The organism is Marinovum sp. 2_MG-2023 (assembly GCF_030548265.1).
Taxonomy (GTDB): domain Bacteria; phylum Pseudomonadota; class Alphaproteobacteria; order Rhodobacterales; family Rhodobacteraceae; genus Marinovum.
Map to the genome: position 1 here is coordinate 49,943 of NZ_JAUOSD010000019.1, position 24,244 is coordinate 74,186.

Annotated in this window: 24 protein-coding genes; 5 read left to right on the forward strand and 19 right to left on the reverse strand. The window is 60.4% G+C overall.

Features of this window, described 5'->3' with window-relative positions; translation table 11 throughout:
- Positions 1 to 122: 122 nt before the first annotated feature.
- The 6 genes from Q4577_RS18360 to Q4577_RS18385 all read right to left on the reverse strand — a co-directional run bounded on the left by Q4577_RS18360 (position 123) and on the right by Q4577_RS18385 (position 5,835).
- A complete protein-coding gene (locus Q4577_RS18360; protein WP_303471457.1) occupies positions 123 to 1,142 on the reverse strand; it encodes an ABC transporter ATP-binding protein in 1,020 nt (339 codons plus the stop codon).
- The gene (locus tag Q4577_RS18365) at positions 1,139 to 1,888 is read right to left on the reverse strand and encodes a glycerophosphodiester phosphodiesterase family protein (RefSeq protein ID WP_303471460.1); all 750 of its coding nucleotides are present in this window, start codon (positions 1,886 to 1,888) and stop codon (positions 1,139 to 1,141) included. The genes Q4577_RS18360 and Q4577_RS18365 overlap by 4 nt, the downstream gene beginning before the upstream one ends.
- A gap of 11 nt (positions 1,889 to 1,899) precedes the next feature.
- Positions 1,900 to 2,706 carry a carbohydrate ABC transporter permease gene (locus tag Q4577_RS18370; RefSeq protein ID WP_244690685.1) on the reverse strand — a complete coding sequence of 269 codons (807 nt, stop codon included), beginning with the start codon at positions 2,704 to 2,706 and terminating at the stop codon, positions 1,900 to 1,902.
- Positions 2,696 to 3,565 (reverse strand): carbohydrate ABC transporter permease, encoded by an 870-nt coding sequence (locus Q4577_RS18375; RefSeq protein ID WP_244690687.1) that lies wholly within the window; start codon positions 3,563 to 3,565, stop codon positions 2,696 to 2,698. Before Q4577_RS18375 ends, Q4577_RS18370 begins: the two co-directional genes overlap by 11 nt.
- A 63-nt stretch (positions 3,566 to 3,628) precedes the next feature.
- Entirely contained in the window at positions 3,629 to 4,879 is a 1,251-nt protein-coding gene (locus Q4577_RS18380) for an ABC transporter substrate-binding protein (RefSeq protein ID WP_303471464.1), read from the reverse strand.
- 74 nt (positions 4,880 to 4,953) lie between these two features.
- Positions 4,954 to 5,835, reverse strand: a complete 882-nt coding sequence (locus Q4577_RS18385; RefSeq protein WP_303471467.1) for a MurR/RpiR family transcriptional regulator — start codon at positions 5,833 to 5,835, stop codon at positions 4,954 to 4,956.
- A gap of 232 nt (positions 5,836 to 6,067) precedes the next feature.
- On the opposite strand from Q4577_RS18385, the gene Q4577_RS18390 reads away from it, so the two are divergent.
- The gene (locus Q4577_RS18390; RefSeq protein ID WP_303471469.1) at positions 6,068 to 6,409 is read left to right on the forward strand and encodes a DUF1801 domain-containing protein; all 342 of its coding nucleotides are present in this window, start codon (positions 6,068 to 6,070) and stop codon (positions 6,407 to 6,409) included.
- Here Q4577_RS18390 and Q4577_RS18395 read toward each other — a convergent pair.
- From Q4577_RS18395 to Q4577_RS18430, 8 genes are all read right to left on the reverse strand, one after another.
- Positions 6,406 to 7,170, reverse strand: a complete 765-nt coding sequence (locus tag Q4577_RS18395; RefSeq protein WP_303471471.1) for a DeoR/GlpR family DNA-binding transcription regulator — start codon at positions 7,168 to 7,170, stop codon at positions 6,406 to 6,408. The genes Q4577_RS18390 and Q4577_RS18395 overlap by 4 nt on opposite strands.
- A 99-nt stretch (positions 7,171 to 7,269) precedes the next feature.
- The gene (locus Q4577_RS18400; RefSeq protein WP_303471473.1) at positions 7,270 to 8,415 is read right to left on the reverse strand and encodes an iron-containing alcohol dehydrogenase; all 1,146 of its coding nucleotides are present in this window, start codon (positions 8,413 to 8,415) and stop codon (positions 7,270 to 7,272) included.
- Positions 8,416 to 8,418: 3 nt separating this feature from the next.
- Complete coding sequence (locus tag Q4577_RS18405) at positions 8,419 to 9,795, reverse strand: aldehyde dehydrogenase family protein (RefSeq protein ID WP_303471477.1); 1,377 nt, start codon at positions 9,793 to 9,795, stop codon at positions 8,419 to 8,421.
- A complete protein-coding gene (locus Q4577_RS18410; protein WP_303471479.1) occupies positions 9,792 to 11,156 on the reverse strand; it encodes a glutamine synthetase family protein in 1,365 nt (454 codons plus the stop codon). The genes Q4577_RS18405 and Q4577_RS18410 overlap by 4 nt, the downstream gene beginning before the upstream one ends.
- 100 nt (positions 11,157 to 11,256) lie before the next feature.
- Entirely contained in the window at positions 11,257 to 12,294 is a 1,038-nt protein-coding gene (locus Q4577_RS18415; RefSeq protein WP_303471481.1) for a TRAP transporter substrate-binding protein, read from the reverse strand.
- Positions 12,295 to 12,348: 54 nt separating this feature from the next.
- Complete coding sequence (locus Q4577_RS18420) at positions 12,349 to 13,671, reverse strand: TRAP transporter large permease subunit (protein WP_303471483.1); 1,323 nt, start codon at positions 13,669 to 13,671, stop codon at positions 12,349 to 12,351.
- Positions 13,668 to 14,252: a TRAP transporter small permease subunit gene (locus Q4577_RS18425; RefSeq protein WP_303471486.1), complete on the reverse strand. Its 585-nt coding sequence runs from the start codon at positions 14,250 to 14,252 to the stop codon at positions 13,668 to 13,670. Before Q4577_RS18425 ends, Q4577_RS18420 begins: the two co-directional genes overlap by 4 nt.
- Complete coding sequence (locus Q4577_RS18430) at positions 14,249 to 15,037, reverse strand: N-formylglutamate amidohydrolase (RefSeq protein WP_303471489.1); 789 nt, start codon at positions 15,035 to 15,037, stop codon at positions 14,249 to 14,251. Before Q4577_RS18430 ends, Q4577_RS18425 begins: the two co-directional genes overlap by 4 nt.
- 118 nt (positions 15,038 to 15,155) lie before the next feature.
- Between Q4577_RS18430 and Q4577_RS18435 the strand changes: the two genes are divergently transcribed.
- Positions 15,156 to 16,010 (forward strand): MurR/RpiR family transcriptional regulator, encoded by an 855-nt coding sequence (locus tag Q4577_RS18435; protein WP_303471492.1) that lies wholly within the window; start codon positions 15,156 to 15,158, stop codon positions 16,008 to 16,010.
- On the opposite strand, the gene Q4577_RS18440 is transcribed toward Q4577_RS18435, so the two are convergent.
- Genes Q4577_RS18440 through Q4577_RS18450 form a run of 3 tightly spaced genes read right to left on the reverse strand, consistent with a single transcriptional unit; the run spans position 16,003 to position 18,797 of the window.
- Positions 16,003 to 16,923, reverse strand: a complete 921-nt coding sequence (locus tag Q4577_RS18440) for a BadF/BadG/BcrA/BcrD ATPase family protein (protein ID WP_303471494.1) — start codon at positions 16,921 to 16,923, stop codon at positions 16,003 to 16,005. The genes Q4577_RS18435 and Q4577_RS18440 overlap by 8 nt on opposite strands.
- Before the next feature lie 45 nt (positions 16,924 to 16,968).
- Positions 16,969 to 18,072, reverse strand: coding sequence for a Gfo/Idh/MocA family protein (locus tag Q4577_RS18445; protein WP_303471536.1), 1,104 nt, complete (start codon positions 18,070 to 18,072; stop codon positions 16,969 to 16,971).
- 14 nt (positions 18,073 to 18,086) lie between these two features.
- Complete coding sequence (locus Q4577_RS18450; protein WP_303471497.1) at positions 18,087 to 18,797, reverse strand: GntR family transcriptional regulator; 711 nt, start codon at positions 18,795 to 18,797, stop codon at positions 18,087 to 18,089.
- A 99-nt stretch (positions 18,798 to 18,896) separates the two neighbouring features.
- On the opposite strand from Q4577_RS18450, the gene Q4577_RS18455 reads away from it, so the two are divergent.
- The 3 genes from Q4577_RS18455 to Q4577_RS18465 are packed head-to-tail and all read left to right on the forward strand — an operon-like array spanning position 18,897 to position 21,462.
- Positions 18,897 to 20,051 carry an LLM class flavin-dependent oxidoreductase gene (locus tag Q4577_RS18455; RefSeq protein ID WP_303471499.1) on the forward strand — a complete coding sequence of 385 codons (1,155 nt, stop codon included), beginning with the start codon at positions 18,897 to 18,899 and terminating at the stop codon, positions 20,049 to 20,051.
- Positions 20,051 to 20,941 (forward strand): aldo/keto reductase family oxidoreductase, encoded by an 891-nt coding sequence (locus tag Q4577_RS18460; RefSeq protein ID WP_303471501.1) that lies wholly within the window; start codon positions 20,051 to 20,053, stop codon positions 20,939 to 20,941. The genes Q4577_RS18455 and Q4577_RS18460 overlap by 1 nt, the downstream gene beginning before the upstream one ends.
- Positions 20,941 to 21,462 carry a flavin reductase family protein gene (locus Q4577_RS18465; RefSeq protein WP_303471503.1) on the forward strand — a complete coding sequence of 174 codons (522 nt, stop codon included), beginning with the start codon at positions 20,941 to 20,943 and terminating at the stop codon, positions 21,460 to 21,462. Before Q4577_RS18460 ends, Q4577_RS18465 begins: the two co-directional genes overlap by 1 nt.
- Positions 21,463 to 21,556: 94 nt before the next feature.
- Here the strand turns inward: Q4577_RS18465 and Q4577_RS18470 are convergent, their stop codons facing one another.
- Both Q4577_RS18470 and Q4577_RS18475 read right to left on the reverse strand, forming a co-directional pair.
- Positions 21,557 to 22,726: a mandelate racemase/muconate lactonizing enzyme family protein gene (locus Q4577_RS18470; protein WP_303471505.1), complete on the reverse strand. Its 1,170-nt coding sequence runs from the start codon at positions 22,724 to 22,726 to the stop codon at positions 21,557 to 21,559.
- A 12-nt stretch (positions 22,727 to 22,738) separates the two neighbouring features.
- Entirely contained in the window at positions 22,739 to 24,166 is a 1,428-nt protein-coding gene (locus Q4577_RS18475; RefSeq protein ID WP_303471507.1) for an aldehyde dehydrogenase family protein, read from the reverse strand.
- Positions 24,167 to 24,244: the final 78 nt, after the last annotated feature.

The window sequence follows — 24,244 nt, forward strand, 5'->3', positions numbered from 1 at the left end:
GTAGTTACGGCAACTTCCCCATTCGACGCGCCCAAAACAGCCCGATCTGACGCCCTGAGGAACCTGTGAAACAGGTTGCCAGATTGCGCCAAATCGGGTGATTCGAAATCCGGCAACCCGGTTTACAGCCGCGCGCCGGTGCTGCTGTCAAACAGATGCGCCTGGCTTGCGTCATACCCCAGCCAGACATGATCCTGACCTTCCACAAGGTCACGGCGGGGGGTGGTGACCACCAGCCGGCCCGCAACGGTATCGCAGTGCAGGGTCAGATCCGATCCGGTCATTTCCGACAAAACGATCCGTGCCTCCAGCGCGCTGCCCGCCGCGTGATCCGGTTGCAGGCGCAGCGCCTCGGGGCGCAATCCAACGTGAAGCCCGTTGGTGTCCGCCCAATCCGGCAATGCGGCGGCGTCGACAAAATTCATCGGCGGTTGCCCCATGAACCCGGCAACAAACTGATTGGCGGGCCGGTCATAGATCGCCGCCGGTGTATCGAACTGCTGTAGATGCCCGTCTTTCATCACCGCCACCCGGTCGGCCAGCGACAGCGCCTCGGTCTGGTCATGGGTGACATAGACGATGGTGGCGCCCAGTTGATTGTGCAACGCCTTGATTTCCGTACGCATTTCGACGCGCAGCGAATTGTCGAGGTTCGACAGGGGTTCATCCATCAGGAACACCCCGGCGCTGCGGGCCATGGCGCGCCCCATTGCCACCCGCTGGCGCTGGCCGCCGGACAGGGCACCGGGTTTGCGGTTCAGATAGGGGTCAAGCCGCAGGGTTTTCGCCACCTCTTGCGCCCGTGCCACCCGCTCGGCACGTTTCATGCCGCGCAGCTCCAGCCCGAAGGCGATATTGTCCTGCACCGACATATGCGGATAGAGCGCATAGTTCTGAAAGATCATGGCAATGTCGCGATCCTGCGGCGCGACATCGTTGACGCGTTTGCCACCAATTTCGATATCGCCATCTTCGCAACGTTCCAGCCCGGCAATCAGCCGCAAAAGCGTGGATTTGCCACAGCCGGACGGGCCGACAATCACCACGAATTCACCGGGCTGAATGTCCAGCGATACGCCGTGCAGGACCTGCGGCCCATTGGCATAGGATTTACGAATATCCTTGAGGGAAATGCCGCTCATGCTGCGCCCCCCTGCTCAAACTTATGCCGGACCGCAATGGCCAGACTGGGGCGGTCGGTGGTGAACACCTTGATCCCCATGCGCAATGCCTTTTCGATCTGCGGCACTGTGTGGGCGGCAAAACAGCCGAAATCCAGACCCGCATCGCGCGCCCGCGCCTGTAGCGCATCATCGGCGGTGTCGATCATCACGCTGATTTCCGGGATACCATGCGCCAGCGCCATTTCCACAACGCCCGCATCACCCAATTGCCGCAGCACCGGCGGGCTGACCAGCCAGAGCCGGGGCCGGTCGCTCAGCCGGGCCAATTCATCCTGGGTTTCGATCAAAAAAGAGGAAAATGTCGTGCGTTCCAACATGCCTTCGGCCCGCAGCTTATCCAGCACCGGCGCAATGAAATCGCGATAGGGGCGGCCATTTTGATCCGGCTTGAACTCGCAGCGAAAATTGACATGGCTGTCGCGATAAATGGCGCATAACTCGGCCAGGGTCAGCGGATGACCGCCCGCACCATAGTCGATCACCGCGGCGCGCACGGTGGCGGCCTCTAGATCGGCAATCGCGCCGCATGTGTCGGTCGTGCGGTCCAACGTGGCATCATGATGCACAATGATCGCGCCATCGGATGTGGGATGCAGATCAAATTCGACCTCTTCCACCGCCAGCGCCGCCGTGGCGCGAAACCCCTGTGGGGTGCTGTCGCCAAATTCCAGCGTGCCGCCGCGATGTGATGCAATACGTGTCATGTGATGTTCCGTCATTTCACGGCCCCCATGGTGATGCCGCGCACCAGATGGCGCTCGACGAGAAAGAATCCAAACAGGATGGGAAGGATGGTGATGGTGGATGCCGCCATGACAAGGGGCCAGTTGATGACATCCTCGCCGGGGTTTTCCTTGTAAAGCCGGGCCAAACCGATTTGCAGAGTATACAGATCCTGATCGCTGATCGCGACCAAGGGCCAGATGTAATTGTTCCACTCAGAGATAAAGATATAGAGCCCCATGGACAGGATCGCGGGCCGGGCAATCGGCACGATCACCCGCCACAGCACCTGATACGGGCGGGCCCCGTCCATATAGGCGGCCTCGTCCAGCGCACGCGGAATGCCGCGAATGTATTGCCGCAGGAAAAACGCCGCAAAGCCATTGGAAATCGCCGGCAGGATCAATCCGGCATAGGTGTCCAGCAACCCGACCTTGGCCAATGTCAGATAATTGGGGATCAGCGTGATATGGCTGGGGATCATCAGCGTCGCCACGACAGCGGCAAACAGGAAATCCCCGCCCGGAAAGGTAAACCGCGCAAAGGCAAAGGCCGCCATGGTCGCCATCGCCAACCCGCCCAGGGTCACGACCCCGGACACCAGAATGCTGTTCCACAGATAGCGGACAAAATCATACTGGCCAAAGGCCTCGGCATAATTTTCCAGGGTGAAATGCGCGCCACCGGAATAATAGGCATCCACCGTCTGAAACGAGATCCAGATAGTATACAGCACCGGTGACAGGAATATCAGCCCGGCAACCAACGCGGCCCAGGCCCAAAGTGTCTCAGGCTTCATAATGCACCTTTCGTCCCAGCACGCGGGATTTGAAAATGGCCAATCCGATCAGCAGGATGAACAACATGACCGCCAGCGCCGACCCCATGCCGATGTCAAACAGGGTAAAGCCGACCCGATAGAGCATGTTGACCAGCATATCGGTCGCGCCCGCCGGGCCGCCCTTGGTCATCACATCGACGACGGTGAAAACCTGAAAGGCCTCGATCACCGAAATCACCAAAAGGAAATAGGTCGTCGGCATCACCAGCGGAAATGTCACCCGGCGAAACACATGCCGCTTGCGCCCGCCATCGACGGCGGCGGCGTCATAGAGTTCCTGCGGGATCGCCTGAAGCCCGGCGATATAGATCACGATGTCATAACCCAGTTGTTTCCAGGTGTTGACGATGATGATCACCCAAAGCGCCAATTGCGGGTTTTGCAGCCAATAGACCTTGGGGATGCCGAACATCGCAAGAAAGGCATTGATGATGCCGTAATCGGTGGCGAACAGCCAGGAAAACACCACCGCAATCGCCACGGTCGAGGTCACAGACGGCAGGAACAGCGCCCCGCGCAACAGGCGCTGCGGCAAAGCCTCACGCACCAGATAGCTGGCGATCGCCATCGCAAGACAAAGCCGCAATGGCACCGAAATCAGCGCGAAAATCGCCGTCACCCGCAACGAATTCCAGAACTCGTTCGACGACATGATCAGCCGGTAATTGTCCAGCCCGACCCAGGGTTTGTTATCGCTGAGGAAATCCCATTCGCGAAACGACAGATTCACGCTGGTCACGATCGGAATATAAGTAAAGACCGCGATGAACGCGATCAGCGGCAGAACGAAAAGATAGGGCGTAAATCTGGAATGCATGGCAATCCCCATGGGAAACGCCGGGCCAGTTTTGGCGGCCCGGCGTTGTCAGGTTGTGCAGATTTAGTTGGTCCGGGCTTCTTCGCCGCGGGTCCGCTCTGCGAAATCGTTCAGGGTCTCACGCACATCGGCCTGACCCAGGGCCATCGCCTGCCATTGGTCATATTCGCTGGCGCGCATCCATGTCACAACCGGCGGGCGCGGACGGCCACGGGCCACATCCAATTGGTTGATCGCAACGGTGATCCCCGGCTCGCCCTCAAGCGCGGCGGCGGCAACCGGTTGATCCTTGGTCTTTTTGTTGATCGGCATATAGCCGGTGCCCGCAAACCATTTGGCGTTGGATTCGGCGCCGGCCGCATAGCTGATGAACTTGTAAGCGACCTCTTTCACGTCATCGTCAGAGGTCGACAGGATACCAATCCCGGCACCACCAATCGGCGCGGCGCAGGTTTTGTTGCAGGGCATCGGCAGCACCAACAAATCATCGCCAAGCGCGGTTTTCGAACGGCGATAGTTGCCGGTCGAATTCATCATCATGCCGACCTTGCCCGCAAGAAACGCGTCACGGCCATTGTTTTCCTTGGTTACACCATCCACCGAGGCAACGCCGTGTTCATGCACCAGCGACGCCATCCATTCATAGGCTTCAACGGTGTTGTCGGCATCAATCAGGATCTCGCCCGAAACGCTGTCGATCAGGTCGCTGTCATTGGCCATGATCAGACCCCAACGCGCGAACTGGCCCGGTGCGGCGATGCCCGAAATACCCTGATCGCCCAGATTTTCCTGTACCGCTTTCGCGGCTTCCAGGATCTCGTCAAAGTTGGTCAATGGCGGAATGTCGGACATGCCCGCATCGGCAAAGATCGCGGTGTTGACATACATCACCGGCGTCGAAGAGTTGAAGGGCACGATATAGTTCTTGCCTTCGAACACACCCACTTCGCGGGCGAAATCGAACAGGTCGTCTTTCAGCGGATCTGCTTCAAGATACCCGGTCAGATCGGTCAGAACACCCCGGTCCGCAAACAGACCATAGCGGGTCACTTCCATGATCACCGCATCCGGCGCGCGACGCGCGGGAATGGCGGCCTGAAGCTTGGTCACGATGTCATTGTAGTTGCCGATATGTTGCGCGTCGATTTCGATACCGGGGTTTTCCGCTTCGAAATCCGCAATGATGCCATCCAGAACTTCGCCGCTGGCGTTGTTGAAGCTGTGCCAGAATTCAACGGTCGTGTCCGCCATGGCGCCAGTGGCGACAAGGCCCATCAGCCCGGTCAGGGCGGTCGTTTTCAGAGTGATCGACATGAGTATATCCTCAGAAGATTTACGATTGAAAGTGAGTGACTTTTTTTGTTGTTATCGGTGGGTTGCGGGGCGGGTCATTGCCAGGGATCCGGCAAAGTGCCGCGAAATTTTCGGTAATTTTCCAACGCGCGCAGCGACCGGCCTTCGTCGATGCCAGCCAGATCAAGGATGATGGCGTTGGCGATGCTCATCGGCACCACAAGTGACTGGCTTTCGCCGGGGCGGCCGCGTGTGGCCTGGATCAGGTGATCGGGGGCCGGGGTGATCGGTTTGCTTAAAACGTCGGTCAGCGCGAGGAAGGTTGCCCCCTGCGCGGCCGCCACATCGCGCAATATGCGCACGGCGGGTTTCGGGCCGCGAAACGACAGTGCCCAGATCACGTCCTGCGCGTTCAAATCGGTCAGGGCCGTGCTCATCCGATTGGCATGTTCGCCAAGGTCGGTGGCATTGTATCCCGACCGGCCCAGCCGCAGCGCAATCAGCGACGCCAAACTGGCGGCATGGCCCTGGCCAAAGACAAAGATCCGTCGGGCCCCGCGCAAGGCGGTGGAAAATGTTCGGATATGCGGATCGGACAGCGTATCGCGCAGCTGTTCCAGCGCGGCAATTTCACCGGCGATCACCGAAGAGAGCACCCCGCCCTCCTCTGCCTCCACCAGACGTGCCGCCATCCGGGCCGAGGCGCTGGTGAAATCGCCGTCCCCTTCGACCAGATTGTTTTGCAGGAAACTGCGGAACGCCGGATAGCCGTCAAACCCCAACCGACGCGCAAGCCGGATCGCCGAGGCCGGGTGAACCCCGGCGCGGTTCGACACCTCTTTGCCGTTTTCCATCGCCGCGCGCACCGGGTCGCGCATCAACACGTCCAGCAAACGGCTGTCCGCCCCGGTCAATCTGTCCGAGTTGCGGGATACCAGGTCATGAAGACCGGCGATTCTGCGGGGTTGCTGTGTCATCGCAATCGAAATTGCACCTGCAATATGAATTGCAGGCGTCAGTTTTTTGAAGGTTTGACGAAACCCAAACGGGCCGGCATCCCGGCTTGCCATTGCCGAACGCGCGCCACAGACCTAGTCTGAACACATCCCGACAGACCGGAGCCGCCGCCGTGATCCTGCCATGACCCCACCGCCGCCAGAGGTGCAAGCCCTGTTTGATCAAATGCCCACCCCGGCATGCAACAGGCTGATGCAATTGAGAAAACTGATCATCAATGCGGCCGAGGCCAGCGCCGCCGCGCCGCTTGAGGAATGCCTGAAATGGGGTCAGCCCGCCTATCTGCCGCGCCGCAAACGGCTGGGCACAACCATTCGGCTGGGCTGGTCAGCAAAACGCCCGGACCTGTGTTCGGTCTATGTGCCGTGCAGCACCAATCTGCTGGATCAATACCGCGACCGGTTTCCCGGGCTCTTTGACTATCATGGTGCGCGCGAGGTCACCCTGCCGCTGGAAGGGCCAATTGACACCGCAGCATTGCAGCAGATGGCCGCAATGGCGCTGACCTATCACCGCATGAAAAACAGTTGCTAGTCTTTAGCGATCACCACCTCGGTGTTCCACGCAACGCAGGCCGCTGCCAGATCATCGGGCAAGGGCACATCGGTGACAAATACATCGACCTCGGATAACGACCCGATGCGCGCCGGGGCGCTGCGCGAAAACTTGGAATGATCCGCCACCAGAATTACCTTGCGCGACTGGCGCAGAATGGCCTGGCTGACGTTGACCTCTTGAATATCGAAATCCAGCAGGTCACCGTCACGGTCCAGCGCCGAACAGCCGATCACCGCGAGATCGAATTTGAAGCTGCGAATAGTGTCAGCCGCCAGATTGCCGACCAACCCACCATCTGCCCGGCGCAAATGGCCGCCGGTGACGATGATTTCGCATTCCGGGTTATCCACCAGAATCGACGCGACATTCACGTTGTTGGTGACCACCATCATTGTCTTGTGATGGCGCAGCTCCTGGGCCACGGCCTCGGTCGAGGTGCCAATGTTCAGAAACAGCGAAATATCATCCGGCACCAACGCCGCACAGGCCCGCGCAATGGCGGATTTCGCGGCGGGGTTCAGGGACCGGCGTTCCTCATATCCGATATTGGTTGTGCCCGACGGCAACACCGCACCGCCATGCACCCGTTCCAGCCGACCAGAATTCGCCAGATCGGTCAGGTCGCGGCGGATGGTTTGCAGCGTGACCCCAAAATGATCCGCCAGCCCCTCGACCGTCACCTTGCCATCACGGCGGGCAATTTCGACAATCTCGGGGTGGCGAAAGGTCTGGGACACGGGCGGGCTGCTTTCTGAGTGATATGTCCTGCATCATGGCAGAACATATCGGCAAAAAGCAACCAAACGCGCGCAACCGAACATTTTACGGCGTGAATGTTACAACACCCGATCCAGCAGGGCCGCGGTAGTGTCGCGGGTCATTTCAATCGGATTGCCGCCACAGCTCGGGTCTTTCAGCGCGCCTTCCAGAATTGCGGCCCGGTCGGGATTGGTGACCCCCATAGCGGCAAGATTGGCAGGAATGCCCAAGGTGGCATTGATCTCGCCGACAAAGGCGTGGAAGCCATCAAAGCCACCATCAATCCCCAGATAGGCCGCCGCCAACGCCAGCCGGTCGGCAATGGCGGGGCGGTTGAAGTCCAGCACCGCCTGCATCACCACCGCATTCGTGGTGCCGTGATGGGTGTGATACAGCGCGCCAATGGGATGCGAAATCGCATGGATCGCGCCCAACCCTTTTTGGAACGCGGTTGCGCCCATCATCGCCGCCGACATCATATGCGCCCGCGCCTCGATATCATCGGGGGTGGCAAAAGCCCGTGGCAGGTTGTCCTTGACCAGCCGCATCCCTTCCAGCGCGATGCCCTGGCTCATCGGGTGATAATGCGGCGAACAATACGCCTCAAGACAATGGGCGAATGCATCCATGCCGGTCCCGGCGGTGATCATCGCGGGCATGCCAACCGTCAGTTCAGGATCGGCAATCACGATCTGCGGCAACACCTTGGGGTGAAAGATGATTTTCTTCTCATGGGTCACTTCATTGGTCAGAACGCTGGCGCGGCCAACCTCGGACCCGGTGCCGGCGGTGGTCGGCACGGCAATGATCGGGGCAATCACATCGGCATCGGCGCGGGTCCACCAATCGCCAATATCCTCGAAATCCCAGACCGGGCGGGTTTGACCGGCCATAAAGGCCACCATCTTGGCCAGATCAAGGCCGGAACCGCCGCCAAAGGCGATCACCCCATCGTGGCCGCCGGATTTATAGACAGCGACACCCGCCATCAGGTTCGCCTCATTCGGGTTGGGATCTACCTCGGCAAAAATCGCCCGGCCAAGGCCGGCCGCCTCTAGCAGATCCAGCGTTTTCAGGGTGATCGGCAGGTTGGCCAACCCGCGATCCGTGACCAAAAGCGGCTTTGTGATCCCGGCCGTGGCACAGGCATCGGCGATCTCGGTAATCCGCCCCGCCCCGAAACGAATGGCGGTGGGGTATGACCAATTTGCAGTCAGGGACATGGTTCAGGCTTTCTTCAGATGATAGGATTTGGGCCGGGTCAACGATTGATAGCCCAGCGACGACAGCGCCGCACCACGCCCGGTGTCCTTGCACCCGGTCCAGCACAGCGCCGGATCAAGATAATCACAGCGGTTCATGAAAATGGTGCCAGTCTCAACCCGCGCGCCAATTGCTGCTGCGCGATCGGCATCCGCCGTCCAAAGCGATGCGGTCAGGCCGAAATCGCTGTCGTTCATCAGCGCCACCGCTTCGTCATCCGACGACACCGGCATGATGCCGAGCACCGGGCCAAAGCTTTCTTCGCGCATCACCGACATGTCGTGGTTGACGTTGATCAGGATCTGCGGCGCAAGGTATGCGCCACCGTCATCGGCAAACTTGCTGTCATCAATCACCCGCGTCGCGCCCTTGGCCAGCGCATCGGCAATCTGGTCGCGCACGGTACGGGCGAAGCGCACATTGGCCATCGGTCCCATCGTTGTGTCCGGGTCCAGCGGATTGCCAAGGACATACCCGTCGACGACTGCTTTGGCCTTTTCCACGAAATCCTCAAACAGGCTGTCATGCACATAGACGCGCTCAATACCGCAACAACACTGGCCGGAATTGAACATCGCCCCGTCGATCAGCGTATCGACAGCAGCGTCAAGGTTGGCATCCGCCATGACGTAGCCGGGATCTTTGCCGCCCAGCTCTGTGCCGACGCCGGTAAAGGTGCCCGCCGCCGCGCGTTCAATCGCCCGGCCGCCGCCGACCGAACCGGTGAAATTCACAAAGCCGAAGTTGCGCGCGGAAATCAGCGCCGATGTGGTGTCATGATCCAGAAACAGGTTCTGGAACACATCCTCGGGCACGCCCGCCGCATGAAACGCCGCCGCGAGCCGTTCGCCGGCCAAAAGCGTCTGGGTCGCCCCTTTGAGCACCACGGCATTGCCGGCAATCAGCGCCGGGGCAACCGTGTTGATCGCGGTCATATATGGATAGTTCCACGGCGACACGACCAGCACCACCCCCGCAGGTTCACGCAGAATGCGGCGCTCGAAATTGGGGCTGTCCTCGATCACCAATGGGGCCAATGCGCCCTCGGCAATGTCGGCCATATAGCTGGCGCGTTCGTTCACGCCGCCGAATTCGCCGCCATAGCGCACCGGGCGGCCCATCATATGTGCCAGTTCGACCGTCACCGCGTCGCCCATCGCGCCCAGCTTCGCCACGCCAGCCCGCACCAGGGCGATACGGTCGGCCAATGGCCGCGCGGCCCATGATTTTTGCGCGATCCGCGCCCTGGCACAGGCGGCTTCGGCCAAATCCAGCGCCATCGCGGGGCGTTCGGCAAACACCGATCCATCAATGGGTGAGATACATTGCAACATGGTCATGCCCTTTCAAACCCGCGTGCGATTTCCCAGTCGGTCACAGCGCGGTCAAATTCTTCCAGTTCCCACTCGGCGGCGCGCGCATAGTGATCAATCACCGCATCACCAAAGGCCGCGCGCAACATCTCTGATCCCGTCATCGCCGCCCGCGCATCGCGCAGGTTTCGCGGAATGTGGTCAGCGCTCTGTTTGGCATAGGCATCGCCGGTAAAGGCCGCACCCAGCGGCAATTCATCTTCGATGCCTTTCAGCCCCGCCGCCAGCATCGCGGCCTGCGCCAGATAGGGGTTCATATCCGCCCCCGGCGTGCGGCATTCCACCCGCACCCCGCGCGTATCCGCCCCCACCAGACGATAGGCGGCGGTGCGGTTATCGACCGACCAGACCACCTGGGTCGGGGCAAAGGTGCCCTTGGCAAAGCGTTTGTAACTGTTGACATAGGGCGCCAGCATACAGGTGTAGTCGGCGGCATATTTGATCAGCCCGGCCATGTAATGATCCATCAGCGCGGATTTGGCCAAGGGGCGGTCGGGGTCGTAAAACGCATTTGCGCCGTCCCGCCAAAGCGATTGATGCACATGCGCGGCGCTGCCGACGCGATCACGATGCCATTTCGGCAAAAAGGTCGCGGCATAGCCCTGTTGATGGGCGATTTCCTTGACCGCGTGCTTGGCAATCGTGTGGTGATCGGCGGTGGCCAGCGCATCGGCGTATTTGATGTTCAGCTCTTCTTGCCCCGCCTCGGCCTCGCCCTTGGACCCCTCTACCGGCACGCCCATTGCGCGCAAATGGTTGCGGATCGGGCGCATGACCGGCTCTTCCTTGCTGGTCTGAAAGATATGGTAATCTTCGTTGTAGTTCGAAATCGGACGCAGCGTGCGGAAACCGCCATTGGCAATTTCATCATGGGTGCCGTGGAACAGGAAGAATTCCAACTCTGTCGCCGTCACCGGCGTCAGGCCCATCGCGGCGGCACGGGCCAGTTGGGTTTTCAACATTTCGCGCGGCGCATGGGCCACCGGCGCGTGATCGTGGTGATCCAACACGTCACACAGCACCATCGCCGTCCCGTCGAGCCAGGGCACCGGGCGCAGGGTGGCCAGATCGGGTTTCAGGATATAATCGCCATATCCAGTGTCCCAGCTGGTGGCGGCGAAACCTTCGGGTGTGGCCATTTCCAGATCAGTGGCCAGCAAATAGGTGCAACAATGGGTCTCGCCCTCGGCGATCTCAAGAAAGGCTTCGGCATGGAACCTCTTGCCCATCAACCGGCCCTGCATGTCGATGGTGCAGGTCAGCACTGTATCAATGTCGCCGCTGGCCACCTTTTGTGTCAGCGTCTCAAGCGTCAGGGTCGGGGCCATGCGCCACACCTCATTTCTTCACGGTCGCAGCCCCGGGCATGACCCGGGGCCTCATAATATTTGACGTGAGACCCCGGATCAGGTCCGGGGTCCGTCTGGATCAGCCGTAGCGATAGGGCCGACCAGCTTTCTGCATGTCGGCGTTGTACTTCTTGATGATCTCGACGACCTTGGCCTTTGTCGGGCTTTCGGCGGCGATTTCATCCCAGAACACGGTGGCGGCCTCTTCGACCTTGGCCCATTCGGCGTCGGGGATGGTGGTCAGCTCCATCTTGGGGCCATTGACCCGCAACGATGCTTCGCCACCCCAATACCACCACTGACGATAGTAATGCGACTGGTCACAGCAGACCCGGAACAGGGTTTGCAGATCTTCGGGCAGCTCGTTCCAACGGTCCATATTGGCAAAGAACGACCCGGCCCATGCGCCGGAAATGTTGTTGGTCAGGAAGTAGTTGGTCACATCCGCCCAGCCGACGGTGTAGTCTTCGGTGATGCCCGACCATGCGATGCCGTCCAGCTCGCCGGTTTGTACCGCGACCTCGATGTCCTCCCATGGCAGGGTGACGGGCACGACGCCGAATTGCGCGAGGAACCGACCGGCGGTGGGGAAGGTGAAGACCCGCTTGCCTTTCAGATCTTCCAGCGAACGGATCGGATCCTTGGTGGCGAAATGGCAGGGATCCCAGGCGCCGGCGCTGATGTGTTTCACACCAACGGCCGAATATTCCTCGTCCCAGATCTCGTTCAGACCATATTGGTTGAACAGCACCGGCACATCGAGGCTATAGCGCGAGGCAAAGGGGAAATAACCGCCAAAGACCGTGACATCGGTGGGCGAGGCCATGGAATCGTCATCCGATTGCACCGCATCAATCGTGCCGCGTTGCAGCGCCCGGAACAATTCGCCCGTGGGCACCAGCTGATCGGCATAAAACAGTTCGATCTGCATGCGATCGCCAGCGATCTTGTTGAACATTTCAATCGCCGGGTCGATCACATGCGCGGCCAGTGCCGGGCCGGCATAGGTCTGCATCCGCCATGTGATCTTGCCCTGGGCAATCGCGGGTGTGGCCAGCGGCGCGGCGGCGGCCCCGGCGGCGGCAGTGGTCAAAAACTTGCGTCTGGTGGTGGTCATGAGACTTCTCCTTGTTGCAAATGATTGGTTTCCTTGGCGAAACTCTTGGTTTTGTTATTTGTCATAGACATATTCCGGCAGCCAAAGCGCGATCTGCGGGAACAGCATGATCAGGCTCAGCGCCAGCACCATCACACCCACAAACGGAATGATGGAGATATAGATGTCGCGCAGGGTGATTTCCGGCGGCGCCATCGCCCGCATCAGGAACAGGTTATAGCCAAACGGCGGCGTCATATAGGCAATTTGCGTGGTGATCGTATAAAGCACCCCATACCAGATCAGATCAAATCCCAGCGCGCCGACCAATGGCACATACAGCGGCGCGACAATCACCAGCATCGCGGTGTCATCCAGAAAGGTGCCCATCAGGATGAAGCTCAGCTGCATCAGGATCAGGATGACCCAGGGGCTCAGCCCCAATTGTTCGGTAAAGAGGTCCTCGATCGCGCTGACCGCGCCCAGGCCATCGAACACCGCGCCAAAGCCGAGGGCCGCCAGAATGATCCACATGAACATGCAGGAAATGCCCAGCGTCTGGCGCACCGATGTTTCGAACACCTGCCAGGACATTCGCCGTTTTGCCACCGCCGCGAAAAACGCCGCCAGCGCGCCAATCGCCGAGCTTTCCACCAGCGAGGTCCAGCCGTTCACAAAGGGCACCATCATCACCGCAAAAATCATCAGCGGCAAAAGCCCCGCGCCCAACAGGCGGATTTTCTCGGCCCGGGGCACGTCACCCGCGTCGGGCAGCGCCGGGCCCAGCTCTGGTTGCAACCGACAGCGCAGCCAGATGTAGAACACAAACATCGCCGCCATCATCAGCCCCGGCAGCACGCCGGCCAGCCACAATTGGCCCACCGGTTGCCGCGCGATCATCGCATAAAGCACCAGCACGACCGAGGGCGGCACAAGAATGCCAAGGCTGGACCCGGCCTGAATGACCCCCGTCACCATGCGTTTGTCATAGTTCCGGCGCAGCAGTTCCGGCAGCGCAATCGTCGCGCCAATCGCCATCCCCGCCACCGACAGCCCGTTCATCGCGGAAATCAGCACCATCAGGCCAATGGTCCCCATCGCCAGCCCGCCATTCACATTGCCGAACCAGACGTGAAACATCTTGTACAGATCATCGGCCAGCTTGCTTTCGCTCAGCACGTAGCCCATGAAAATGAACATCGGCAGCGTCAGCAGCGGATACCATTTCATCAGCTTCATCGCGGCGGTGAACGGGATGTCATAGCCCCCCGTACCGCCCCAAAGCGCCAGCGCCGCAATCGCGGCAATCGCGCCGATGGCACCAAACACCCGCTGGCCGGTCAGCAGCATCAACATCATCGAGGCGAACATGAAGAGCGCGATATATTCCTGGCTCATATGCGGGCCTCCGGGATGTCATGGCCGTTCAGCCGGGCAATATCCTTGAACAATTCCGAAATCGCCTGCAACAGCATCAGGAAAAGCCCCAGAACCATGATCGCCTTGGCCGGCCAGATAAAGGGCCGCCATGCGGTGGACGACCGTTCCAGACGGCCAATTTCCTCGGACCCGGTCAGAAGTCCGGCGAAAAATCCAAGTGGGTCAAGCCCCCAGTAGCCCAGCGAATAGGCGGTCGAGCCAAGCCCGCCATAGAGCAGCACAGCCAGATAGAAGATCAAAAAGAAGACGGTCATACAGTCAATCGCCGCTTTGCGCCGCGTGCTCCAACCGCCGTAAAACAGATCCATGCGCACGTTCGATCCCATCTGGATCGCATAAGGCCCGCCAATCATGTAATAGGCGACCATGGCAAATTGCGCGACTTCCAACGTCCAGAGCGAGGGCAGGAAAAAGGTCTTGGAAATCGACGACCACAGCAGGATCGCCATCATCACAAACAACCCATACATGGCCAGCCGCCCGATGCGGCGGTTGATGGCATCCACCACGCGAACATAGCCCAGAAGCACAGCGATCATGCCGCCGCCCCACTTTGGTAACTGGTCAATGTCTGTCTGATCCAGGGCGCCAGAAGATCGGCCATCGCCGCCTGATCCGCAGCGGTGGTCAGCAAGTCATTGCGGATTTCCAGCATGACAGAGGGCAGGCCATTGACCGCCCCGTGCAGATCCAGCGTATGCGCCACACCGTCGGCGGCGCTGTAGGGGTCGTTCAATCGGGTCACATAGTCCAGCCCTTCTGGCGCATTGCGCAGCATCGCCTCGGCAAATTTGGCATCGCGGCCATGCAACAGGCCAATCTGGACGTCGCGCGGCACGCCGCGATAGCGCGGTGTAAAGGAATGCACCGTCACCAACAGCGCCAGCGCCCTGCGCCGTGCCGCGATTTCATCGGCAAGCCGCGCGCGAAACGGCAGATATACCGTATCAATCCGCGCCTGACGTTCCGCGCCGCTCATCATTGCGTTGCCGGGAATATCATACACCTCGCTGGCGGCGGGGATGGCATCCCGCGCCTCTGGCGGGCGGTTGCAATCATAAACCAGCCGCGACACGCAGCCATGCACCAGGGGCGCCGCCAGCTGTGCGGCCAGCCCCGTCGCCACACCCAGCGCACCGGGATCCCAGGCCACATGGGTGTCCAACACCGCCCGGTCCAACCCCAATCCGCCAAAACCGACCGGCATCGCGTTAGAGGCATGTTCACAGACCAAAAGAATATCTGCCGCCGCCGGGGCGTCCACGACCCGCACAACCGGGCCAAAATCTGTGCCAAAACTGGAATCGTTGCGTGCTGTACTCATATGTAAAATATTCTCCAGCCTATCGAAGACTGTCAAGATTGTTTCTGAAACGAATTGAAAAGTCCTGTCACGACCTGAAACTTCTGCTACCATTGCTGGAAAAATATGCGGAAGACCGATGTCGATTGCCGAAAAAATCCAAGGGAAGACCGGCGAAATGACCCGGTCAGAGCTTCAGCTGGCGGAAACCATTCTGAACGATTACCCGATCTCTGGTCTGGGCAGCATTACCGAAATCGCGGAAAAGGCCGGGGTGTCGACGCCGACGGTGTTGCGGATGGTGCGCAAGCTGGGGTTTGGCGGCTATACGGATTTTCAATCCTCGCTGCGCGCCGAGCTGGGCGAGGTGATTTCCAACCCGATTGCCAAACACACCGCCTGGAAATCCGATCTGCCGGACCAGCATATCATTTCGCGCTATTCGCGCGCGGCCTCGGACAACCATCGCGCCACGATGGAACATCTCGATCTGGCGCAATTCGATGCCCTGTGCCAGCTGATTGCCGACCGCGAGCGGCGGGTTTTCATTGCCGGTGGACGTATCACCGGGGCGCTGGCGCAATATATGTACCTGCATCTTCAGATGATCCGCCCCGATGTCCGCTTGTTGCCGGGCAATTCGGCCTGGGCGCATGACCTGCTCGATATTCGCACCGATGATCTGTTGATCGTGTTTGATGTGCGGCGCTATCAGAATGATTCCTTGCTGATGGCCCAGATGGCCGCAGACCGGGGTGCGGTGCTGGCCCTGTTTACCGATCAATGGCGGTCGCCGATCCATCGTCTGGCGCGGCTGACCTTTGGGGCGCGGATCGCGGTGCCCTCGGCCTGGGATTCCAATCTGGCGCTGATGCTGTTGGTTGAATGCACCATCGCGGCGGTTCAGGAAATGCTGTGGGACAGCGTCAAAGAGCGCACCGATGCGCTGGAAACCGCGTTTGATCAGACAAAGCTGTTTCGCAAATTCACCTGAGAGGCCGCTTTTCCGCCGCTTGATCCCGCCGGTCTCGCGCCAGCGCCAGCGCCCCGTCCAACGCCGTTCCGGCCAGTGGCACATGCCGATCACGCGCCTCCTGTGGCAGGAAAGCGGCGTAATGCGGCCCCAATCCGCCTCCCAGACAAAGGACATCACCACCCCCAAGCCCCAGCACTCTGAGCGCGCGGATCAGATGGTCAGCGCCGCGCTGCATCAACAGCCTGGCCACGGCATCGTCGGTGGCTTCTGCGGTCACAATGCCCATCGCATATCCGGCATACTCAGCGGGCCGCGCCCGGGTGGCAAAATCGACGATCCGGGCCGGATCATTGCCAAACTCGGCCAGGACCGTCCCGGTCAGGTCACTGCCCTCGGCCAAACCATCCACCACCAGCAGGGCATGTTCCAACAATGCCCGCCCCAGCCAGGCGCCAGAGCCCTGATCGCTGAGGTTCAACCCCCAGCCCCCGATCCGGCGAATGTCACCAGCGCGCCGCACCGCCAGCAAAGCCCCCGTGCCAATCGCCAGCAGCACACCGTCACGCGGGCCAAGCGCCCCGGCCAGTGAGGTCACGCAATCATCGCTGACAATCACGCCCTGCGGCGGCAGGGCAATTTGCAATGACAATGCGGTGGTGATTTCAGTGCCGGTCTCTGGCCCCAGCACCCCGGCCAAGCCGATATGGGCCACCGCGTCATGCAACACGGCTGGTGCCAACCCGGCATCTTTGATCGCGGCCATCACCGCCGCGGCGACATTGGCAATCGCCTGCGCCAGATCCGTGGTGGCATTGGCCGGTCCCGCCGCCCCCTGCCCGATCATGCGCCCCGACGGATCTGCGACGGCGGCCCGACAACCGGTGCCGCCACCATCCACACCAATCAGATATCTTGCATTGTTCTGGGTCATCCCAGTCTTCTAGACCAAGCCATGCGCCGCCAAAAGCCCAGGGATCTAGGCCAGATCGGCCATCAACACCGCCGCCCCGGTTGCAATCGACTGTTGCGCGGCCTGCCCCATGCGCACGGCCCAGGCCCCGTCGTTCAACGTCACCTCGGGGTCGGCGGTGCCCCGCACGACCTCCAGAAATCTTTGGTGTTGATAGAACGTCGATCCGTTGTGATCACCGGCCTCCAGCAATGCGGCCGGCACCGGGATGTCGCGATCCACCGGCCCTTTGGGATTGCGCGGGCTGATGATCAGACGCGGCACCGGCGCAGGCCCCAGATCCTCTGGCCAGAACCGCCCCGGCCCTGGCACCAGCGCCTCGATCTTGCCCGCCGGACCCACGGCCGAGACCTCCTCCTGATAGCGCGCGCCTTCGGCAAACATGCACAATTCCAGCATGGCCCGCGCGCCATTTTCAAAATCAACAATCACATACCCATGGTCGAGGATATCCGGCACCTCGCCGTCATAGCTTTCCCCAAGATGGTTCGCGGCCTGCCCGCCGGATGCCATCACCCGCAGCGGATCAGACCCAAGGATAAGCCGCATCAAATCAAAGAAGTGGCAACATTTTTCCACGAATGTGCCGCCGGAATTGCGGTTGAAGCGGTTCCAGTTGCCGACCTTTTCCAGAAACGGAAACCGGTGCTCGCGGATCGTCAGCATGCGCACTCCGCCGGTGGCCGCTTCGGCCGCCTCAAGCAGGGCAGTGATCGGCGGCATATACCGGTATTCCATCGCCACCCAGACCGGCGCGGCATAGCTGTCGCGAAACGCGGTCAATCGGGCGAAATCCGCCGGATCGGTAAACAGCGGCTTTTCCACCAGGATCGGCAGGGTGCGGCTGGCGGCGATCTCCTCCAACTGCGCCATATGGCAATGGTTGGGGCTGACGATCACCAGACACGCCAGATCCTCGATCGCCAAAAGGTCGGCGATGGATTCCACCAGCACCGCATCGGGGGCCAAAGCGGCGGCAGCCCGCGCCATGGCGGCATCCGGTTCAAAAATCGCCGCCACCTGGGCGCCATCCAACAATGCAATATTGCGCAGATGTTCCTGCCCCATCATGCCACAGCCGATGATACCGTATTTCACGATCTGCGCCATGCGCTGCTCCTTTTTCATTTTAGCCTCTGCACATAGATCGCCCGTGTCGGATCGAACCATGTGCGCGAAAATTCCACGGCTGCGGCGGGTTCGGCCCAGCTGAACCGTTCGATATAGCCCACCGTTGCGCCGGGGGGATGGGAAAACGCCGTCGGCGCCCATTCGGGCACCTGACCAATCGACACCCGGTCCTCGGCCCGGCGGATCCAGAACCCCAGCCGGGCCTTGTAGTAGCGATAGAGCGAGTCTGACAACAGCGCCGGGTCGATGATTCCCGCCGCGCCGTCCAGCCAGATTTCTTCGACCGCGATGATTGTATCATTCAGATAGCGCAGCCGCCGGACCCGCGATGCATGTGTCGCACTGCCAAAGGTCGGCAGATCCGCAGGTTTGTCCATGTGATCCACCGCCAGCACATCGGCGCGCGGCAACCCGCCCCCCTGGGGCAATTCAAGCCGGAACATCGCATAGATGCTGCTGCTTGGCGCGCCGTCGCGGATGTAATTGCCAGAGCCCTGAACACGTTCCAGCATGTCCTTTTTTTCCAGCTCGCGGAGCGACTTGCGCAATGTTCCGACCGAAACCCCCAGCTCTGCCGCCATCTCGCGCTCTGGCGCGAGCCGCTCGCCGTCGATCAGACGCCCGGCCGCGATATCGCGGATCAGCATTTCCGCAATCTCTATATAGACAGGCAGGGCAGTGGCGTTGCGGGCGGATCTGGGCACGGGCTTCACAGGTTTGCAGGAAAATTGATACACCATTGATCTACATCAAAGCGCCTGTTATGCAAGTGGAAATACAATTCCAATCCCCGGAGCCCCCATATGACAATCGTTCCCGTCACCTCTGCCGATCTCGACGCGGTCGAAGTGTCGTGGTTTTCCGCGCTCTGCTCGGATGACTATCAATTCCTTGGCGTGCCGGATGGCGCGTTGCGGTCAAGCTGGGACCATTGTTCGGCGATCGTAAAAGAGGCCGAAGCGCAAGGGTTCCGCAATATCCTCTGCCCGTCATCCTATCAGGTGGGTCAGGACACGCTGTCGTTCGTCGCCGGATGTGCGCCGATCACCGAAAAAATCAACATGCTGGCCGCCGTGCGCTGTGGCGAGATGCAGCCCATCATGCTGGCACGCACGCTGGCCACGCTGGACCACATGCTGAAGGGGCGGTTGACGGTCAATATCATTTCGTCCGATTTCCCCGGCCAGAAAGAGGACAGCGCCTATCGCTATCAACGCTCGCGCGAGGTGGTGGAAATCCTGAAACAGGCCTGGACGCAGGACGAAATCAACTACAAGGGCGAGGTCTATGATTTTGCCGGGCTGACCACCGATCCGGTGCGCCCCTATCAGACCGGTGGCCCGCTTCTCTATTTCGGCGGCTATTCGCCATCGGCGCTGGAACTCTGCGGCGAACATTGCGACGTGTATCTGATGTGGCCAGAGACCAAGGACCAACTGGCCGAGCGGATGAAGGCGGTGCATGCGGTGGCCGAGGAAAAGGGCCGCACGCTGGATTATGGCCTGCGCGTCCACATGATCGTGCGCGATACCGAGGCCGAGGCGCGTGAATATGCCGATTACATCGTGTCGAAACTGGATGACGAATACGGCCAATTGATCCGCGACCGGGCGCTGGATTCCACCTCGCTTGGGGTGTCGCATCAGGCCAAGGCGCGTGAGCTGGCCGATAAATTCGGCTATGTCGAACCCGGTCTGTGGACCGGTGTGGGCCGGGCGCGGTCGGGCTGTGGTGCGGCGCTGGTCGGATCAACCGATCAGGTCATGAGCAAGATCGAAGACTACCGCAAGATGGGCATGCGCGCCTTTATCTTCTCTGGCTATCCGCATCTGGAAGAGGCCCGCCATTTTGGCGCCCGCGTGCTGCCCAACCTCAACACCTGTTCGCTGCCACATGCCTATGGCCGCGTCCCCGACACCACCCCGGCGACCCCGCTGGGCACAGGAGAGCGCCGCTGATGGATCGCGTACAAATCACCAAAGACCTTGATTTCAGCCGCATTGTTTATGGCATGTGGCGCTTGGGCGACGATGCCGATACCACGTCCGCGCATGTCGAGGCCAAGATCAAATCCTGTCTCGATCAGGGGATTACCACGCTGGATCAGGCCGACATCTATGGCGGTTACGCCGCCGAGGCGGTGCTGGGCGGTGCATTCCGCGCCAACCCTGGATTGCGCAACAGCGTCGAGATCGTGACCAAATGCGATATTGTCGCGCCGGTGGGGCGTTACGCCGATGTGCCGGTGAAATACTATGACACCAGCCGCGCCCATATCGAAAAATCCGTCGATCTGTCGCTTGCCGACATGGCCATCGACCATATCGACCTGTTGCTAATCCACCGTCCCGATCCCTTCATGGACCACCATGAAACCGGGGCGGCGCTGGATGATCTGGTGGCCTCGGGCAAGGTGCGCGCCGTGGGCGTGTCGAACTTCCGCCCCTGGGACTGGTCCCTGTTGCAATCGGCAATGAAGACCCCGCTGGCCACCAACCAGATCGAGATTTCGCTGGCGGAGATCGCGCCCTTTACCAATGGCGACCTCGCGTTTCACCAACAGCACGGCAATCCCTTGATGGCATGGTCACCGCTTGGCGGTGGCAGCCTGATGGCGGCGGACAGCGCCGCGGGCAAGGTTGCGGATGAGATCGCCACCGAATTCGGCGTTGATCGTGCCGCGGTTGCGGTTGCCTTCCTTCTGGCGCATCCCGCGCAAATCCTGCCGGTCATGGGCACCAACAACCTGACCCGCATCGCCCAGATTTCAGACGCGCTGAAGGTCAAACTTGATCGCCAAAACTGGTTCCGGCTGTACGAAGCCGCCCTGGGGCAAGAGGTCGCTTGATGAACGCCATGACACATTTCGCTGACATGGATCGGCATTTTTCACCGGCCTTGGAAGACCCGCGCGCCCTGCGCGATGCTTTTGGCAAATTTGCCACCGGGGTGACAATCATCACCTGCAACAGCGACGAAGGGCCGGTGTGCATCACCGCCAACAGCTTCTCCTCGCTGTCGCTTGATCCGGCGTTGGTGATGTGGGCGGCGGGCGTGACATCGCGCCGGTTCCCCTATTTCCGCGAAGCCCAGCATTATGCGGTGCATGTGCTGTCAGCAGAGCAAACCGACCTGTGCTTTGCCTGTTCGCGCGATGCCTTTGCCCTGCGTGATTTGCCGCATGCGACCAGCGCCAGCGGCGTGCCGCTGCTGGCTGGCTGTCTGGCGCGGTTTGAATGCGACGCCTTTGCCAACCATCCCGCTGGTGATCACCGGATCTTTGTCGGTCAGGTCACCAATGTCGGGATCACCGACGGCGATGCGCTGGCGTTTTACGCCGGGAAATTCGGCGAAATGGCCGACCAATAGGCGCCGTTTCGCCGGGGGTTTGCGCCCCTGTGATGGTGTGCGCCAAGATAGCCTGCCGCACCGCAAGTTGCGCGATGCGGCGGTCAGATTTCTATCAGATGTCCATTGCGTATTTGCGCAGGAAATCGCGGTCCGGCTCGACCCCCAGACCGGGGCCGGTCGGGATCACGATCTTGCCGCCGTTGCGCGCGACCTGACCCTGGATGTCCAACGGTTCAGCCAGCATGTGATCGCGGAACCGGTTTTCCGTGGTGTCAAATTCCAACCACGGCTCACGCGGGAACAAACCGCCGGGCATTGGCGGCATCGCCGCCAGCAATTGCAGGTTGGTCGCCACCGCAATGGCCGAGCCCCAGACATGGTTGAACACCGGGGTGAAATGCGCGTGACACAAGGCCAGGACCCGCAGATATTCGGTGATCCCGCCCAATGCGCAGACCTCGGGCTGGGCAATGTCCAACCCGCGATTTTCCAGAATCGCCCGCCAACCCCAGCGATTGAATTCCGCTTCGCCGCCGGAAATGTTGACCTTTAGCCCGGCGCGCAATTCGCGGTAGCCATCATGGTCTTCGGGCGCGACCGGCTCTTCGAACCAGAACGCCCCGAGGTCTTCCAACGCGCGCCCGACATAAAACGCATCCGCAGTGTTATAGGCATGGTTGGCGTCGGCCATGAAATCGAAATCATCGCCCACACCGCGCCGCACCGCTTCGGCCAGTTTGACGTCGTCCTTTGCGCCCAGCCCGATCTTCATCTTGGTGGCGGCAAAGCCCATGCCCTTGATCGCGGCGGCCTCATCCACGAACCGCGCCACATGATCCGCAACGCTTTCGCGTTTCAGCATCATGCCATAGCCATATGCGCCCACTTCGCTGCGATGGGCACCGCCGATCAATTTGTGGATCGGCTGGCCCGTGATCTTGCCCGCAATATCCCAAAGCGCGATATCAACGCCGGACAGCGATTGCAGCGGCATCCCCTTTTGGCCGTGGTCGCGCAACAGGTTGTAAACCTTGTGCCAGATCACATCGCGGTCCATCGGGTCCATGCCCAGAACCAGCGGCTGAATGACCTTTTCCACAATGGTCTTGTTGGCGATGGCGACATTGCCGGGGCCAAAACATTCGCCCCAGCCGGTGATGCCTTCGTCGGTTTCCACCTCGACAATATGGGCCGTACGCTTGGCATAATATTGCTGCGAATAGCCCAATTCCTCGGGCATATCGCATTGCAGGACGTGGCTGGTGATACGGGTGATTTTCATCTTTGGGCTCCTTTAAACCAGCGCGCGGCTGATACGTTTGACGACGAGGTAATCGTTCAACGCCAACCGAGAGCAATCATGGCCAATGCCCGATTGTCCGATGCCGCCATGCGGTAGATAGATGTCGTATTTCACCCCGTTGACCTGCACCTCGCCATAGCGCAATCCGTGCGCCATCTGTTCGGCCAATGCCAGATCGGCGGTAAAGATATAAGAGGCCAACCCGCCTTCGTCGCCTTCGTTGGCGCGGTCCAGGATGGTGTCGCGGTCGTCAAACGGGATCAGGCTGACCACCGGGCCAAAGATTTCATTCTGATAGATCTGCATCTCGGCTGTGACACCGTCCAGCACCGTCGGCGCAAGGAAATGACCCTTTTCCAACCCGGCCGGGCGATCGCCCCCCGCCAGAACGGTTGCGCCCTTGGCCACCGCATCGTCGATCAGACCCTTGACCCGTTTCCAGGCGCGGCCATCAATCATCGGCCCGGTCAGAATATCGGCGTTGCGGTCAAATCCGACCTTGGCCGCCTTGGCGCGCGCCACCACCTTGTCGCGGAATGCGTCATAGACGCCACGTTCGACAAACACCCGGTTCGGTGTCACACAGATCTGGCCTGCGTTGTTGAATTTCACGGCGGTCACGATATCCGCCGCGCGATCCAGATCGGCATCGTTGAACACCAGAACCGGCGCATTGCCGCCCAGCTCCATCGAGAATTTCTTTATCGAGGTCGCGGCGGTCTTCATCAAATGCTTGCCGGTGTTGGTCGAACCGATCAACGTGATGACATTGGGAATGGTCGAAGCCGCAAGCGCATCGGAGGGGCCATAGCCATCGGTCGTCAGGATGTTGACCACCCCGGCCGGCAGGCCGATCTGGTGGCACAATTCGCCCACCGCATAGGCCGACACCGGCGTCGCCGCTGACGGGCGAATGACAATCGGACAGCCCGCCGCCATCGCCGGGGCGATTTTATACGCCAGGTTCAACAGCGGAAAATTCCACGCCAGATAGGCCACGGCCACACCCGCCGGTTCATAGACAATGCGGTGATCATGGGTGCCTTCAAGATCGCGCAGGGTTTCGTCGTGCACGCGCTGGATTTCTTCGGCATAGAATTTCAGCGACCGTTCCAGCAGATCGAAATCTTCCTGCGTGCCACCCCAGGGCTTGCCCATCTCCTGATGGATGCAATCGCGCAGCATGTCTTCGTTTGCGATCACCGCATCGCGCAGCTTCAACATCCAACGCTGGCGTTCCGCAACCGGTGTTGCGGCCCATGCGGGGGCTGCGGCTTTGGCGGCCTGAAGCGCCGTTTCCACATCGTCAAGACCAGCGGCGGCCACGGTTGCGACGCGGTCCTCTGTGGCTGGGTTGATAATATCCAATGTTGCCTGGCCGTCCACAAGACCACCACCAATGTACATCTTCTTGTGCATGACCTGTTTTGGCTCCTCGATCACTTGTTTAATCATAATATGTTTATACGAAACGGGATTGGTTTGTCGACAAAAAAA